The organism is Micromonospora sp. NPDC003197 (assembly GCF_053590565.1).
This window is the reverse complement of the sequence record NZ_JBSFTE010000001.1, coordinates 252072-268549: the sequence shown is the minus strand read 5'-3', so window position 1 is coordinate 268549 and position 16478 is coordinate 252072. Positions and strand designations below refer to the sequence as shown.

Genomic DNA, 16478 nt, shown 5'->3' with positions numbered 1-16478 from the left:
CTGATGGCCGAACGCAAGAAACTGTTGCTGCGGCTCGATCCGCAGATCTACGAGGCGATCGCCAAGTGGGCCGCTGACGACCTGCGCAGCGTCAACGCACAGATCGAGTACGCCCTGCGGCAGGCGTTGCGGGCCGCAGGGCGTACGCCGAAACAACCACCGTCCGCGAAGTCACCGGACGAGTGACCTCCGGCCGTCGGATCCGGGTGTGGTGTGGTGGCCGTCAGGACCTCGGCGGCGTCCACTGGGTCGGCGCCGGCGGTGCGGCGGCCGGCGGGTACGGTGCCGGCGGTGCGGAGCTTGGCGGTGCGGAGGCCGGTGCGGCGGCCGGAGGGTAGGGCGCCGGCATCGCCCCGGCTGGCATTGGCGTACCCGGCCAGGCAGGGGACGGGGCCGCTGGCATGGCCGGCGGTGCAACCGGAGCGGTACGGGCGGACAGCAGCGCACCGATGAGTAGACCGAACCCGGCTGCCTGCATGAGGCTCAACACCACGGTGACAAAAAGGTTGTACCGATTGAAGTCGCCGTAGGCGAGATGGCCCTCCCTGATCAACGTGGGTATCGCCAGTGTCCAGGCCATGCCGAGGAGCAGACCCACGGAGAGGATCGCGCCGCCCAGGACGGCCAGCACCCGGGCCCGACCAGGCAGCCGCTTGCCAGCCACCAGCACCAGGATCAGCCCAACCAGCAACACCAGCAGGGATGGCAGTGTGCCCAACAGCGGCCCGAGTACGTCTCCAAACACAACTTCCTCCACGCTCCCAGGATTATTGGGACACCTTACCGGCGATGGTCGATACGCCCGCGCGGCGAGACAGTAGGCATACCGGCGCTAGTGGGGAGCTGGATGCGGCCTAACATGACCGCATGCGGCTGTCCTTCGTCTCCGGGCCGGCGCGGGTACGCGTGCCCGCGACGAGCGCCAACCTCGGACCGGGCTTCGACGCGTTGGGCCTGGCACTGGCGCTCTACGACGATGTCACCGCCCAGGTCACCCCGGCCGGTTGCCGGGTCGAGGTGACCGGCGAAGGTGCTGGTGAACTGCCTGACGACGACACGCACCTGGTCGTACGCGCCATGCGGACCACCTTCGACGTGCTCGGTGGCCAGCCGACGGGCTTGGCCGTCGACTGTGTGAACCGCATTCCGCAGGCACGTGGCCTGGGGTCCTCGTCGGCGGCGATCGTCGCTGGCGTACAGCTCGCCCGTGCGCTCGTCACCGACGGCGGGCAGCGCCTCGACGATGCCGGTGCACTGCGGTTGGCCGCCGAGATCGAGGGGCATCCCGACAACGTCGCGCCCTGCCTGCTCGGCGGGTTTACCATCGCCTGGACGGAAACCGCGCAGTCCGCGACGCGTACCGGCGTTTTGCCTGGCGCCCGGGCGATTTCCCGGCCGATGGCCCCGACCGTGCAGCCGGTGGTGTTCATCCCCAGCGAACGTGGGTTGACCTCGGTGGCCCGCGCGGCGTTGCCGGCCGCCGTGCCGCATGCGGACGCCGCGTTCAACGCCGGGCGTTCCGCACTACTCGTACATGCCCTCACTGCGGAGCCCGGTCTACTCCTTGCCGCGACCGAGGACCGGCTGCACCAGGACTACCGGGCGGCGGGCATGCCCGGCACTGCTGCCCTGCTCACGGCCCTGCGTGCGGCGGGTGTGGCAGCTGTGGTCAGTGGGGCTGGACCGACGGTCCTGGCGTTGACCGACCTGCCGGAAGGGTTCGATCCGGGAATGGATTGGATCTCTCAAAGGTTGTCGGTAGATGTCACCGGTGCCCTGGTCGAGGGGGGTAGACTGGGACACGCCGAGCGGGACCCTGTTGCCGCAGGTCGGAAGAGTTGATTACGCTCTAGACTTAGCACAGCCGCGAAGCACCGCGATCTCCTGCGGGTCGGCGCACCCCCGAAGCTTTCGGCGGTTAGCCCGTCTACCCCTGCCTAGGCCCACGCCGCACCGCAGTTCTCCAAGGTCGCCGCAGAAGGCGAGACTCGCTCACCAGTTTTGGTGAGTCGAAACCGGCCGACTGCTGTGTTACAGACTCCCGTTACGTGTCATGCGAGGCGGGTGCACCGAGGCCGCCCGGCCACCTGTTCTTCGACCCCGGGCAGCCCCGGCCTTATCGAGGGAAGGAATCCATTGAGCGACACCACCGACGTGACGTCGGATGTTTCCAACGTCGCTGGCGAAGCCACCACAGGTCCCGCCCGCCGTCGGCGGACCGGCACTGGACTTTCGGCAAAACTGTTGCCGGAGCTCCAGAGCCTGGCCGCGTCGCTCGGCATCTCCGGTACGGCCCGGATGCGCAAGGGCGAACTGATCGCCGCTATCACCGAGCGGCAGGGCGGCGCTGCTGCTGCGGGCAGCGCGCCGCGTCCTCGGGCTGAGGTCGCGGCAGCGGCAGCTCCCGCACGAGACGAGGTCCGCGCCGAGGTACGGGACGCTGGTGAGCGGCGTGGCGACACGACGCAGGCACCGGCCAAGCCGGCGGCCGAGGCTGAGGGCGAGACCCGCCCCCGCTCGCGCCGGTCCCGGAGCGCGGCTGCCACGGCCGTTCAGACCGACTCGCGGGCCGAGGAGGCCCCGGCTCAGGCTGGCGGTCGAGGCGAGCGTGCCGACCAGGCGGAACGGTCCGAGCAGGCCGAGCGGGGCGACCGCACCGAGCGGGGCGAGTCGCGCACCGGTCGGGATCGCGGTGACCGTACCGAGCGCGGTGACCGTGCTGAGCGGGCCGAGCGCGGTGACCGTGGCGACCGTACCGAGCGGGCCGAGCGCGGTGACCGTGGCGAGCGCGGTGACCGTGGCGAGCGGGCCGAGCGCGGTGACCGGGGTCAGCGCGGGACTGCGGATCGGGACCGCGACAACGACGGGGACGACGACGGTGAGGGCGGCGGTCGCCGCGGTCGCCGTAGCCGGTTCCGCGACCGTCGTCGTGGCCGGGGCGACCGACCCGAGGGCGAGAGCGGCGGCCGCGAGCCGCAGGTCAACGAGGACGACGTGCTCGTCCCGGTGGCCGGCATCATCGACGTGCTCGACAACTACGCGTTCGTCCGCACCACCGGCTACCTCTCCGGCCCCAACGACGTCTACGTGTCGATGTCGCAGGTCAAGAAGTACGGCCTGCGGCGCGGTGACGCCGTTACCGGTGCGGTGCGTGCCGCGCGCGAGGGCGAGCAGCGTCGGGACAAGTACAACCCGCTGGTCCGGCTGGACGCGATCAACGGCATGGACCCGGACGAGGCCAAGCGTCGGCCGGAGTTCTACAAGCTGACCCCGCTCTACCCGCAGGAGCGACTGCGGTTGGAGACCGAGCCGCACATCCTGACCACCCGGGTCATCGACCTGGTCATGCCGATCGGCAAGGGCCAGCGGGCGCTCATCGTGTCACCGCCGAAGGCCGGTAAGACGATGGTGTTGCAGGCGATCGCCAACGCGATCACCCACAACAACCCCGAGGTGCACCTGATGGTCGTGCTGGTCGACGAGCGGCCCGAAGAAGTCACCGACATGCAGCGTTCGGTCAAGGGCGAGGTCATCGCGGCCACGTTCGACCGGCCGCCGCAGGACCACACCACCGTCGCCGAGCTGGCGATCGAGCGGGCCAAGCGCCTGGTCGAGCTGGGCCACGACGTGGTCGTACTGCTCGACTCGGTGACCCGGCTCGGCCGGTCGTACAACCTGGCGGCCCCGGCCAGTGGTCGGATCATGTCCGGTGGTATCGACTCGACCGCGCTCTACCCGCCCAAGCGCTTCCTGGGTGCGGCCCGCAACATCGAGAACGGCGGCTCGCTGACCATCCTCGCCACCGCGCTGGTGGAGACCGGTTCCATGATGGACACGGTCATCTTCGAGGAGTTCAAGGGCACCGGCAACGCGGAGCTGAAGCTGGATCGGAAGATCGCCGACAAGCGGACCTTCCCGGCCATCGACATCCACCCGTCCGGTACGCGTAAGGAGGAGATCCTGCTCGCACCGGAGGAACTGGCCATCACGCACAAGCTCCGTAAGGTGCTGCACTCGCTGGACTCGCAGGCGGCGCTGGACCTGCTGCTCGACAAGCTCAAGCAGACCCGCACCAACATCGAGTTCCTGATGCAGATCGCGAAGTCGACGCCGGGGGAGTAGTTTCCAGCCCCTGCTCGTCTTCAGTTGTCAACGGCGTGCGCCGGACCCCGAGTGGTCCGGCGCACGCCGTTTCTGGCTTCGCTGCTTCGCGCTTTGCTGTCCCGCGCTTTGCCGCGCTGTGTTCCCCGGGCGGCGCGGACCATGATCGGTGCGGAATTTTCCTTCAGTTCAATCGGTAGGTATTGAAACTTCTATTCACCTTCCGGTTGACTACCCGGCATGCGTACCCGCAGTCGACCCGCCCACCTCCTCGGTGCCCTGCTGCTGGCACCGCTGCTGACCTTGCCTGGCCCGCTGCCGGCCAGCGCCGACCCGGCACCCGCCGGCGGCCTGCCGGCCGGTGTCACCGTCGCCGAAGACGGCCCGATCGCCTCCTCCTATCCAGCCCGGTCCTCCTCACTGCTCGCCGCCGAACCGGCCGGTGGCTTCGACACCGACCGACGCACCCGACCCGTCGCCCCCGGGCTGACCCTCACCTCGTTCGACCGCTTCGACTCCGCCGGCTGGCTGCGGGCCGACGCGCTGACCGCCGACCTCTCCGGCAGTCTCACCGTCGACTACGTCAACTCCGGAGAGGTCGCCAAGACCGAGCCACTGCGGCAGGCCGCCGACCGGTCCCGCGCCGTGGCTGCGGTCAACGGCGACTTCTTCGACATCAACAACTCCGGCGCCGCCCAGGGCATCGGCATCCAGAACGGACAGCTCGTCCAGTCGCCGGTCGCCGGGCACCACAACGCCGTCGCCATCACCGCCGACGGAATCGGCCGGGTGATTCAGGTGCACTTCGAGGGCACCGCCACCCTGCCCACCGGCCCGGTGCCGTTGACCCAGTTCAACAACATGATCCAGGCCAACGGCATCGGCGTGTTCACGCCGCTCTGGGGGTCGTACACCCGGGGTCGGGCGGTCAACGGCGCCGCGCGCGTCACCGAGGTGACCCTGGTCGACGGTCGCGTGGCCAGCGTCACCGACACCGCCGGCAGCGGTCCCATCCCGGCCGGCACCACCATCCTGCTCGGCCGCGACGGCGGGGCGAACGCCCTCGCCGGTCTCCGCCCGGGGGACCAGGTCGACGTCACCTACCAGCCGCGCCCCTCCGCCGGTGGCGCACCGCACGCCGCGGTCGGCGGTGCCAACGTGATCCTGCGCGACGGCGTACCGCAGGACATCGCCGATGTCACCCTGGCCCCGCGTACCTCGGTCGGGTTCTCCGCCGACGGCCGGAAGATGTTCCTGCTCACCGTGGACGGCCGGCAGGTCGACAGCCGGGGCGTGACGCAGACCGAGCTGGGCCGGATGATGGCCGAACTCGGCGCGCACAACGCGCTCAACCTCGACGGCGGCGGCTCCTCCACGCTGCTCGCCCGGGAGCCGGGTGCCGCCACCGTACAGGTGGAGAACAGCCCGTCGGACGGCTCCGAGCGGCCGGTGCCCAACGGCCTGGCCATCTACGCCCCTGAAGGCAGCGGCAACCTGACCGGCTACTGGGTGGAGACAGCCATCGACCCGGCCGCCGCCCCCGGCGTCGGACCGGTACGCGGTGGACGGCCGGACCGGGTCTTTCCCGGCCTCACCCGGCGGCTCACCGCCGCCGGCCACGACGAGACCTACGGCCCGGCCGCCGGCCAACCCACCTGGCAGACCAACCCGGCGGTACGGGGCACCGTAAACGCCGACGGCGTCTTCCGGGCGCTGGTGCCCGGTGACGCGACGGTGACCGCCGCCCGGGGCACTGCGCAGGGCACTGCTCGGGGCGAGGTGAAACTCACCGTGCTCGGCCCGTTGGACCGGATCAGCGGCACGGTCGACCGGGTGGGCCTGGTCGGTGCCGGGGCGACCGGACTGATCGGGGTCGTCGGGTACGACGTCGAGGGCAACACCGCGCCGATCGAGCCGGCCGACGTGCGGCTCGCCTACGACCAGAACCTGTTCGAGATCACGCCCACCGCCGAGGGCAACCTGTCAATCAAGGCCCGGGCCGAATCCGGTGCCGGACTGGTCACGGTGCGGGTGGGCGGTGCCAGCACGGTCGTACCGGTCACCATCGGGTTGACCGACGTGCCGGTGGCCACCTTCGACGACGCGGCCAACTGGACGTTCAGCGCCGCGCGGGCCACCGGATCGGCCGCCCCGGCTGCCGGCCACACCGGCACCGGCCTGAAACTGTCGTACGACTTCAGCCAGTCCACCGGCACCCGGGCCGCGTACGCCAACCCGCCCGCCTGGATCGAGGTACCCGGCCAACCACAGGCGTTCGGCATGTGGATCTACGCCAACGGTCGGGGTGAGTGGCCGAGCCTGCACCTGCACGACGCGCTGGACCAGCAGCACGTGCTGCGCGGGCCGGACCTGGACTGGACCGGCTGGCGCTACGTCGAGATGGCGGTGCCGGCCGGCGTGCAGTACCCGGTACGGATTCGGCGGTTCTACGTGGCCGAGACCGACGCCAGCACCGCCTACCAGAACGAGGTGGTGGTGGACGACATCGTGGCCCGGGTACCCCCGACGGTCGACGTGCCGGCCGAGTCGCCACGCACCGACCGGGTGGTGCTGCGCGACGGCACGGTGGACGGGGCACCCTGGCGCTTCGCGGTGATGTCCGACACCCAGTTCGTCGCCGCCAACCCGGACAGTGACCTGGTCGCCCAGGCCCGTCGTACGCTGCGGGAGATCCGGGCCGCGAAGCCGGACTTCCTGGTGATCAACGGGGACTTCGTGGACACCGCCTACCCGGCCGACTTCGCGCTGGCCAAGCAGATCCTGGACGAGGAACTGGCCGGGACCGTGCCCTACTACTACGTCCCCGGCAACCACGAGATCATGGGCGCGCCGATCAGCAACTTCAAGGCGGTCTTCGGTGACACCCACCGGGTCTTCGACCACCGCCCGGCCAGCGGCGGCACCGCCACCCGGTTCGTGACGTTGAACTCCGCCACCGGCACGTTGCGCGGTGGCGGCTTCGACCAGATCGCCGCGTTCCGGGCGGCCCTGGACGGGGCCGCGTCCGACCCGGCGATCGGCTCGGTGGTGGTCCTGCACCACCACCCGCCGCGTGACCCGTCCCCGGCCAAGGCCAGCCAACTCGGTGACCGCAAGGAGGCGGCGCTGGTGGAGGGGTGGCTGGCCGAGTTCCAGCACACCACCGGCAAGGGTGCGCTCTTCGTCGGTGGACACGTCGGTGCCTTCTCTGCCGGGCGGGTCGACGGTGTGCCGTACGTGATCAACGGCAACTCGGGAAAGAACCCGTCGTCCGCCCCGCACCTCGGTGGGTTCACCGGCTGGACGATGTTCGGCGTCGACCCGGTGACCGAGGCCGAGGCGTCCCGGGCTCGACGGAACCCGTTGGTGGAGGGGCCGCAGTGGGTGACCGCGCAGATGCGCGCACACGTGGACGGGTTGACGGTGACCGCCCCGCCGACGGTCACGCTCGGTACGCCGGTCCAGGTGACCGCCACGGTGACCCAGGCTGGCGGTCGACAGGTGCCGGTGGCGGCCCCGGTCAGCGCCGACTGGTCCGCCTCGCCGAGCGTCCACATCGGATCGCCGTTGGGGCTGCGCCCCTGGCACACCGCCTGGTTCGACCCGGCGACCGGTCGGCTGACCGCGCTGCGGTCGACGGGCTCGGTGGTGGTGGCGGTGACGGTTAACGGCGTACGAGCCGAGGCGACGCTCCAGCTCGCGTCCCGGGCAGCCGCCCCCGCCGCTTAGTGGTTAGGAAGGGCCCCTTCCTATCGTTTTTTGTATAGGAAGGGGCCCTTCCTAACACCCTCGCTGCCCCCGCCTGCTGAGCAGCCAGCTCAGGTTCGACCCGGTCGGTTGCGGAGGGTGACGTCAGGGTGTCGGTGGGCGTTATAGTGCGCTGAATAACCAGCGTCTCCGACGAGGGCGCTATGGATCTGTCGGCGTTAATCCGAGGGCTGCCCCGACGCTTGCTTGACGAACCGGTCGTGGTGCAAGCCCTGGCGAAACCGTGCCTTCGCAGCAATTTTCGCGCTGCCAGGAAGGCGGCTGGGATGAGCTTTAACGCTATCGCCGCCGCGCTGGGCTTCAAGGCCGAGCGGTTCGGCTTGGTCGCTCGCGGCGAGGCGCGCATCGCGGGCATAGACACCATCGAACGTGCCGCAGACGGTCGTTGCGCCTGGATCTGCTGCCGTTGTCGCGCATCCAGGCGTTCATCCCTGGTGCGATGTAAGGCCTCGCCGCGCGGCCCTGGGAGCACGACACCGCCATCGGACCACAGCCCGCGAGAACGGAGAAGCCCATGCACCGTCGCGAACTCCTGCGTACCACCCTCGCTGCTGGCCTGACTGCCACTCCGCTGCACCACCTCGGCGATGTGTTGGCCGAGGCGAATCGGGCCTTGGCTGTTTCCGGCCCGGCCGAACTCGCGTATTTGCAAGCGATCACCGAGCAACACAGCTACGGCTACGCTGGTCGGGCTCCCATTGGCGTCCTTGCCGAGCTGATCGACGACTTTGGCGATGTCATCGCGTTGTTGCAACGTCCTCAACCGGCAGCCACCCGCATTGCCTTGACCCGGATCATGGGACAAGTCGGTGGAATGGCAGCCGTTGTCCTGCACGACCTTGGCAACCGGCGTGAGGCAAACACCTGGTTTGTCACCGCAGCCCGCGCTGCCGCGGAAGCCGGCGACCGGTCGTTGCAAGCCTGGATCCTCGCCCGCAAAGCGATGGTGCCCCTAAATTTCGGCGCACCCCAAGCATCCGCTGATCTTGCTGAGAAGGCATGGCAGATAGCCGGAACAACACCGACGGCCGCCGCTGTTCTCGCCGCCGTCGTCACCGGCCGCGCCTACGCACTAGCCGGCCGTGCCGACAAAGCCGGCTTCGCGCTCCGCGCTGCTGACCAGCTCGTCAACATGCTGCCCGAGGCTGAACGCGCTGATACATGGTTTGGCTTCTCTGAACAGAAGTATCACGTCCATCTTTCCCATGCGCTGACTGCTCTCGGCGAGACGAGCCGGGCGCGGGAAAGCCAGGCTCACGCCCTAGCCCTGTCCGCTCCCACCAGCAACCTCACCCGCATACTGTTGCGTCTTGACGCAGCGACCTGCCAGCACCGTGACGGTGACACCATCGCCGCTTGCCAAGCCGCTACTGCCGCGCTGATCGATGTCCCTGCCCGCTACCGAATCGGCCTTACCCACAGCCGTGCCATTGACCTCTACCGCAGCATTCCCGCTGATTTGCGCTCGACGCCCACGGTACGGATGTTCGCCGAAGTCCTCGCTGCGTGTCGTTCTACGCCGCTTGGGCGGCTGGGGCAGGCCTGAACACGCACCGTCTGGAGCGACCGAATCCAGGCTCGTCCGCATCGACCAGGCCGCTTGCGCCATCAGGGCTGCTGCCCAAGGCGGCCGCCCCCGCCGCTTAGTGGTTAGGAAGGGCCCCTTCTTATGCAAAAAACGATAAGAAGGGGCCCTTCCTTACACCTCAGAAGTCGCCGTCGGCGACCTGGAACACGGTCAGGCCAAGATCGCGCCACATGCGTACCACCTGCATCCGGTCGTCGAAGACGCCAACCACCCGGTATCGGTCGCGGATCTCCCGCTCGAAGATCTCCTTCTTGACGACGGAGTCCTTGCGAGAGTCACCGACCGCCCGCATGTGCAGCGCCAGGTAGGGGACGCCGACGTGCTCGGCCAGCCAGGTTTCGGTCACCTCCCGGCAGGAGGCATCCCGACCGGAACAGAAGACGACGCCGTAGCCGGCGGCGTGCATCGCCCGTACCGCCGCGATCACGGCGTGGTTGGGCCGATCCTCACCGACCCGGGTCATGTCGTACGGGCTGCGCCCGCTCATCAACGCGACCGTGCCGTCGATGTCGACCAGGACGATCTCCGGTGCCCCGGTCGGCGGGCTATAGACGGTGGCCGGCCCGCCCGGGGAGACGTACGGCACCGGCAGGGGCAGCTTGCGCCCAGCCAGGTAGCGCTCGTGCAGTCGCCGGATCGCCTCCTCGCCCACCCGGTCCTGCTCCGGCCGTACGGCGTCGCGGCGGACACACTCGTCCACCGGTACGTCGGTGAAGTCGTGCACCTCGAACGTCGCGCCGAGCCGGGCGGCGAGTTCGGCCCACTCCCGTACGGTTTTGGACCGCAGGTTGGTGTCGTCCACGCAGACGTCGACCCGGGCCCGCAGCAACGCCTCGACCTGCACCCGCTGTGCCGTGGTGACCTGGCTTTCCGCCCAGTGCACGAAGAGCCGCTCGCCGTGCAGCATCCGGCGTAGGTCGTCGCGGTTGACCCGCACCACGCTCGGCTGCAACTCACGGGCGAAGGTCGTCTTGCCGGAGGCAGGCAGCCCCCGGGTGAGGATCAGGCGCGTCACGGCGATTACTCCGGCTCGGGTAGCGTCGGTCGGTCCCACCGTACGCGGAATCGATCTTTACAGCGTGACAGTTTCTGGTGTCACTGCGCCCGTAGCCAGGTCACCCACTCGTCGGCCTCGGTCAGCGGAGTGAACCCGTTCAGCGCGGCAGCCGCCAGTCCGGCCGGCAGCGCATCGCGGTCGCGTAGTTCCCGCCACTGGGCCAGGCTGAGTTCCAACACCCGGAGTCCGGGCAGCTCCGCTACCCGGTGCAGATCAGTCACGTCGACCTCGGACAGGTCGAGGTGGGCGAGCGCCGGCAGTTCGGCCAGCGGCGCGATCGAGATCGGGGAATGGGCAGCGAGCCGCATGCCCCACAGGGTCGGATGGCTGCCCAACGGCGAGAGATCGACCTCGGCGGCGTCGATCGACAGCCACTCGACCGGTACGTCGGACGGGAGTGCCGCCGTGACCACTGTCGCCCGGTTGACCGAGACAGAGCGCAGGTGACGTAGCGGCGCGAGCTCCGCCAGCTGGAGGTCGGCCCCGCCGAGGTAGAGCTCCTGTATGTCGAGCCCCGCGACGACGTCCGCGACCCGCCGCTCGCCCACCCACTCCGAGTGGTTGTACTGCGGGTCATCCGAGTCGCGCCGGGAAGTACCGTCGTCGCGCAGCGCCGCGAGTGCGTTCTGCAGCGCCACAGTTACGGATTCGGCGACGTATCGGACCGGCCCATAGACGTCTCTGCCGTACTCGATGATCTGCCCTGCGGTTCCCTCCGGCCCGGGATCGAGGTCGATCGCGCAGTAGTTTCCACCAAAGTCGGCGCCGATCTCCACCCACCAGTCGCTGCGGAACACCCGCCGCACCCGGCCTGGCGGGTACGCCTCGTAGACGACCGGGAACACCGCGAACAGATCATCGAACCCGGTGTCGACCCCGGGCCCGTTCTCCTGGTAGCCCGCCGCCACGGAGTCCAGCGACAGCAGGGCCCCTGTACCGAGCAGCCGGTATTCATCGTTCGAAACGGTCCGGTAGAGAGCCCGAAGGTCCTCGGGTAACCGTAGGCCCATGGCCGTCTCGGCGGCGTGGATCTCCGCTTCCGAGTGCCCGGCACCAAATTCCGGCGTACGCCCGGACGTCCGCAGATATTCGGTCGAGAACTCCGCGACCAGGCCCCGGATGGTGGCGAGGACCTGCGGGTCGGTGGGTCTGTCGGTGACGACCACGCCGGGCGGCACCGGCATTGGTGTGGTCGGGTGGTTGGGGTGCCGGTAGTCCGGGTCGAGTACCAGTCGTACCGGTGCCACGCTGGGCAGGTCGAAGGTGTAGCAGAGCGCGGCGCGTCCGGTCCCGTCGCGGGCGAGTTCGACGACGAGTGGGCGGTCCTCCCCGGCCGGGCGTAGCACCTCGTCCAACTGGCGGAGCAGGTCGTGCATGACGAACCCGGTGTTGGCGGGCGTCGACCGGCCGGCGGCGTCGAACTTGTGCAGCGAGCTGCCGCCCTGGGGGTGGTGACACCCTTGCAGGACCGCTACGTCGGTGCCGGCCAGCACCGACGCCATCTCGCCCACCAGCCCTTGCAGGTCTGTCATCGCCGATCTCCTTCGCCGAGTCGCGAGCAAGATAGCGAGGGTAGGGGAAGGCTGTGACGTTAGCGGGACTGGAGCTGCTTGACGTTGTCGCCGAACGTCCAGCCACGCGACCCGTCCCAGTTCAGGGACCAGGTCATCAGCCCCTTCAGGCCGCCCTGGTAGTTGTTCCACGCCTGGGCCACCAACGATGTGGACATATGGCCACCCCCGGCGCCGGGTTGGGCGGGCAGTCCGGGCACCTGCTTGTCGTACGGCACCCGGATGGTGGTGCCCTGGATGACCAGTCCAGCGTTGAGGCAGTTGGTCTGTGCGATGAAGCCCTGGACCGTGCCGGCGGAGTACGAGTCGCCGGAGCAGCCGTACATGCTGCCGTTGTAGTACTGCATGTTCAGCCACCAGAGGCGGCCGTTGTCGGCGTACTTCTTGATGATCGGCAGGTACGCGCCCCAGATCGAGCCGTACGTCACGCTGCCCCCGGTGACGTACGCCGTCTCGGGTGCCATGGTCAGGCCGAAGTTGGCGGGCATCGCGGCGAGTACGCCGTCGATGATGCGGATCAGGTTCGCCTGCGACGGGGAGAGTTGGTTGATGTTGCCGCTGCCGGTCAGGCCGGTCTCGATGTCGATGTCGATCCCGTCAAAGTTGTACCGCTTGAGGATCGGCACCACGGTGGCGATGAACCGGTCGGCGACGGTGCTCGAGCTGAGGTCGATGCCGGCCGTCGCGCCACCGATGGACATCAGGATCGTCAGGCCGGATGCCTTGGCCTGGCACATCTCGGCCGGGGTGGCGACCTGCACGGTGGCGTCCATGCCGTCTTCCCAGAGGACTGTGCCGTCCGAGCGGATCACCGGGAACGCCGCGTTGATCACGTTGTAGCCGTGCGCGGGGATGCGGGGGTCGGTGATTGGGATCCAGCCGAGTGGCGGGTGTACGCCGTTCACCGCGCCGTCCCAGTTCTCCCAGTAGCCCTGGAGCACCTTGCCGGCTGGTTTCGACCTGACCGGGCAGGTCTCGGTCCCGGGGGAGGAGGTGGGGCTCACCGTCGGCGACGGCGAGGCGGTGGGGCTCGCGGTCGGGCTGACGGTGGGGGACGGGGAGGCGGTACGGGTCGGCGTCGGGCTGGGTGACCCCCCGCCGTCACAGGCGCCGAGGTCCCGCCAGAGCGAGGCGGCAGCCACCGGGTTCCAACCCGCGCCGACTGGCGGGGTGTGCGTCACCAGGGCCTCGTACAACCGGCTGAGGTAGGTCACCTGACTGCCCGCCGGATAGCTCGTGCCCTCGGCCCAGGCCGGCGCTGAGCAGGCGACGAGCGGTACGTTCGCGGAGGCGTCGACCGCCCTGGCGAGTCCGTACGGCGCGGACACGAACCCGACCAGGACGGCCGTCGCCGTGCCCGCCACCAGCGCGATCAATTCTCGACGAAGTCTCATGGCATCCCACCTCGGTTGGGTGCGGGAAGCCTATCGGTTAACTTTCTTTAATGTAAGTATCTCAATGCGTTGAATGCGTCGGGGTGGGGTCCGGGCAGCCCGCCGCCGAGTACGGGGTCCATTCCGGTGCCGGCCGTACCCGCTGCCAGAGCAGGGGACGGAAGTCCTTGCCGTCCAGCCGCAGGAACAGCTGTCCCCGGTCGGGATGCCCCTGTACGGCCTGGGCGAACTCCCGTCGGGTCCAGCCCTCCGGCAGCGCGGCCACGATCTCCTGGTACGCCGCCTCGATCTCCACCGCCTGCGCCTCGACGGTCGCGGTCAACGTCGCCACGACCTCGCGTACCCAGGTGTGGAACTCGTCGGGCAGCGGCTCGACGAGCGCGGCGAGATTCCCGCCGTTGACCAGCACGTCCCACACCGCGCGGGCAGTCAGGCCGGTCACCAGACGGTGCAGTCGCAGGTAGTCGGCGTACTTGATTTTCACCCGCTGGTCGGTCTCCCGGCAGTGCACCACCAGACCCTCCCGGTTGTCCCGGGGCGGGGCGGTCAGCGCCTCGGCGAACGTGGCATGGTCGAGCCGGTCGACCACGGGGCCCGGCCAGTCGGGCACCGCCTCCGGCCCGTGCGTACGACCAGAGGCGATCTCGACCGCACCGAGCAGCACCAGGTCGTCCAGCCCGCCGTAGTCCAGCACGATCCGGTTGGCCGGGTAGACGATCTCCACCAGTACGGTGAGCCCGGCCGGCGGGACGAAGTCCGGGTACCGGTCGCGCAGTACGGCGGTGGCGTGCTCAGCCTGGCTGGAGGCGAACGACCCCCGGGTAGCGACCGCGATGCCGCCGTCCGGGTCGGGATAGAGGATGCCCAGCGAGCCGTCCGCCTTGTCGGTGACCGTCACCGGCGCGTCGATCCGCAGCGTCGGTGCCTCGGGCTGGTTGTGATTGAAGAACTTGGCGAAGGGCCGGGCCAGCACCATTTCGGTACGGTCGTCCACGATCAGCCCCCGGCAGGTCGTCGTCACCCGTGTCCAGACCTGTCCGTACGTGCACGCTTCGGTGTAGTTGTAGATCGACAGCGGGTGCTCGGGGTGCCGCTGGACCCGGACGTGCCCGGCGGTGAGCGCGTCAGCCAGGGCGGTGGCGTCGAGGACGTCGGTGAGTCGGGTCGTCGAGGTGCGTACGGGGGTGGTCACGGGTGTGCCTTCCGGCAGGGCGGGAAATCGACAGGTAGCCCGCTCAAGGCGGATCCGGTTCCGCGACAAGGGCCGGGGAATACCTGAGGGGCGCAGGTTAGCCGTCACGGGAACCGGTGTGCAGTCCGATTTCGCCGCGCCCGACGGTGCATGGCACACTGGTCAATCGGCCAGGGTTCCGGTTCACGCCCGAGTACGTCACGCGAGCGGTTCGTCACGCGGACTGCGGTGCGGCGAGGGCGACCCGGCGACCGTCAACGAAAGGACCGAGGCGACATGAGGCAAAACATCCACCCGGAGTACGTCACCACCGAGGTCACGTGCTCCTGCGGCAGCTCCTTCACGACCCGCAGCACCGCCAAGGGCGGCTCGATCCACGTCGAGACCTGCAGCGCCTGCCACCCGTTCTACACCGGTAAGCAGCGCGTGCTCGACACCGCTGGTCGGGTCGCGAAGTTCCAGCAGAAGTACGCCAAGGTTCAGGCCAAGAAGGCCAAGTAGCTGCGTCGACGGCGCCCGCGTCCGGTTTCGCACCGGACGCGGGCGCCGTCCGTCTTGGGCCGGGCTGATCTGAGCCGGTCCGTCTTGGGCCGGTCGGTCGTTGGCCGGTCCGTCTTGATCCGGTCTGGCAGCGAGCCGACCGGCGGCGTCGTGGTTCCGGTCTCGATCGAAGGAGTACGGGTATGAGCGAGCGAATCGTCGGGGCCGGCGCATGAGCAACGAACGCCTGGCCGGGCTTCTTGCCGAGTACGCGGAGCTGGAGAAGCGCCTGGCCGATCCCGCCATCCACGCCGACCAGGCCACCGCCCGGCGGGTGGGCCGACGCTTCGCCGAGCTGACCCCGATACACAAGGCCGCCGGTGAGCTGGAACAGACCCGGGCCGACCTGACCGCCGCCCAGGAGTTGGCCGCCGAGGACCCGTCCTTCGCCAGCGAGGTGGACGAGATTACCGCGTCCCTGCCGGCGCTGGAGGAACGGCTGGCCGAGCTGCTCATCCCGCGCGACCCGCACGATGCCAAGGACGTGATCCTGGAGATCAAGGCCGGCGAGGGCGGTGAGGAATCCGCCCTGTTCGCCGGGGACCTGCTGCGGATGTACACCCGCTACGCGGAGCGGCACGGCTGGATCACCGAGGTGATCGACGCGCAGGACTCCGACCTCGGCGGCGTCAAGGACGTCTCGCTGGCGGTGAAGACCAAGGGCGTACCCGAGGGCGGCAACGGCGTCTGGTCGCGGCTCAAGTGGGAGGGTGGCGTGCACCGCGTACAGCGGGTGCCGGTCACCGAGTCGCAAGGCCGGATCCACACCAGCGCCGCCGGGGTGCTCGTCCTACCCGAGGCCGAGGACGTGGACGTCACCATCGACCAGAACGACCTGCGCATCGACGTGTTCCGCTCGTCTGGCCCGGGTGGCCAGTCGGTCAACACCACCGACTCGGCGGTCCGGATCACCCACGTGCCGACCGGGATCGTGGTCTCCTGCCAGAACGAGAAGAGCCAGTTGCAGAACCGGGAGCAGGCGATGCGGATCCTGCGGGCGCGGCTGCTGGCCGTGGCCCAGGAGCAGGCCGACGCCGCCGCTTCCGACGCCCGCAAGGCGCAGGTGCGTACGGTGGACCGGTCCGAGCGGATCCGGACCTACAACTTCCCGCAGAACCGGATCACCGACCACCGGATCGGCTTCACCGCGTACAACCTGGACCTGGTGCTCGCCGGGGAACTGGACGGCGTCCTCGGTGCGCTCACCGAGGCGGACCGGACGGCCCGGCTGGCGGGGGAGACCGAGCTGTCCCGTCGCTGACCGGAG

At 69.4% G+C, this 16478-nt stretch carries 12 protein-coding genes; 7 read left to right on the top strand and 5 right to left on the bottom strand.

Annotated features, from left to right (window positions below):
* Window positions 1-3 precede the first annotated feature (3 nt).
* A complete protein-coding gene (locus ACWDV4_RS01270) occupies window positions 4-186 on the top strand; it encodes a hypothetical protein (protein WP_449973862.1) in 183 nt (60 codons plus the stop codon).
* A gap of 37 nt (window positions 187-223) precedes the next feature.
* Here the strand turns inward: ACWDV4_RS01270 and ACWDV4_RS01265 are convergent, their stop codons facing one another.
* The gene (locus ACWDV4_RS01265; RefSeq protein WP_449973860.1) at window positions 224-757 is read right to left on the bottom strand and encodes a hypothetical protein; all 534 of its coding nucleotides are present in this window, start codon (window positions 755-757) and stop codon (window positions 224-226) included.
* Window positions 758-867: 110 nt separating this feature from the next.
* Between ACWDV4_RS01265 and thrB the strand changes: the two genes are divergently transcribed.
* The 4 genes from thrB to ACWDV4_RS01245 all read left to right on the top strand — a co-directional run bounded on the left by thrB (window position 868) and on the right by ACWDV4_RS01245 (window position 9415).
* Window positions 868-1842: a homoserine kinase gene (thrB, locus tag ACWDV4_RS01260; protein WP_449973858.1), complete on the top strand. Its 975-nt coding sequence runs from the start codon at window positions 868-870 to the stop codon at window positions 1840-1842.
* A gap of 294 nt (window positions 1843-2136) precedes the next feature.
* Entirely contained in the window at window positions 2137-4122 is a 1986-nt protein-coding gene (rho, locus tag ACWDV4_RS01255; protein ID WP_449973856.1) for a transcription termination factor Rho, read from the top strand.
* A 219-nt stretch (window positions 4123-4341) separates the two neighbouring features.
* Window positions 4342-7830: a phosphodiester glycosidase family protein gene (locus ACWDV4_RS01250; protein WP_449973854.1), complete on the top strand. Its 3489-nt coding sequence runs from the start codon at window positions 4342-4344 to the stop codon at window positions 7828-7830.
* Window positions 7831-8383: 553 nt separating this feature from the next.
* The gene (locus ACWDV4_RS01245; RefSeq protein ID WP_449973852.1) at window positions 8384-9415 is read left to right on the top strand and encodes a hypothetical protein; all 1032 of its coding nucleotides are present in this window, start codon (window positions 8384-8386) and stop codon (window positions 9413-9415) included.
* Between the two features lie 160 nt (window positions 9416-9575).
* On the opposite strand, the gene ACWDV4_RS01240 is transcribed toward ACWDV4_RS01245, so the two are convergent.
* The 4 genes from ACWDV4_RS01240 to ACWDV4_RS01225 form a co-directional block, all read right to left on the bottom strand.
* On the bottom strand, window positions 9576-10472 hold the full coding sequence (locus ACWDV4_RS01240) for a phosphatase domain-containing protein (protein WP_449973850.1): 897 nt from the start codon (window positions 10470-10472) through the stop codon (window positions 9576-9578).
* An 80-nt stretch (window positions 10473-10552) separates the two neighbouring features.
* Window positions 10553-12046: an SMI1/KNR4 family protein gene (locus ACWDV4_RS01235; RefSeq protein WP_449973848.1), complete on the bottom strand. Its 1494-nt coding sequence runs from the start codon at window positions 12044-12046 to the stop codon at window positions 10553-10555.
* 59 nt (window positions 12047-12105) lie between these two features.
* A complete protein-coding gene (locus ACWDV4_RS01230; protein WP_449973846.1) occupies window positions 12106-13479 on the bottom strand; it encodes a glycosyl hydrolase family 18 protein in 1374 nt (457 codons plus the stop codon).
* A gap of 61 nt (window positions 13480-13540) precedes the next feature.
* Window positions 13541-14671, bottom strand: a complete 1131-nt coding sequence (locus ACWDV4_RS01225; RefSeq protein WP_449973845.1) for an RNA ligase — start codon at window positions 14669-14671, stop codon at window positions 13541-13543.
* 276 nt (window positions 14672-14947) lie between these two features.
* On the opposite strand from ACWDV4_RS01225, the gene rpmE reads away from it, so the two are divergent.
* On the top strand, window positions 14948-15172 hold the full coding sequence (rpmE, locus tag ACWDV4_RS01220) for a 50S ribosomal protein L31 (protein WP_449973843.1): 225 nt from the start codon (window positions 14948-14950) through the stop codon (window positions 15170-15172).
* 211 nt (window positions 15173-15383) lie between these two features.
* A complete protein-coding gene (gene prfA, locus ACWDV4_RS01215) occupies window positions 15384-16472 on the top strand; it encodes a peptide chain release factor 1 (RefSeq protein ID WP_449973842.1) in 1089 nt (362 codons plus the stop codon).
* The last annotated feature ends 6 nt before the right edge of the window (window positions 16473-16478 follow it).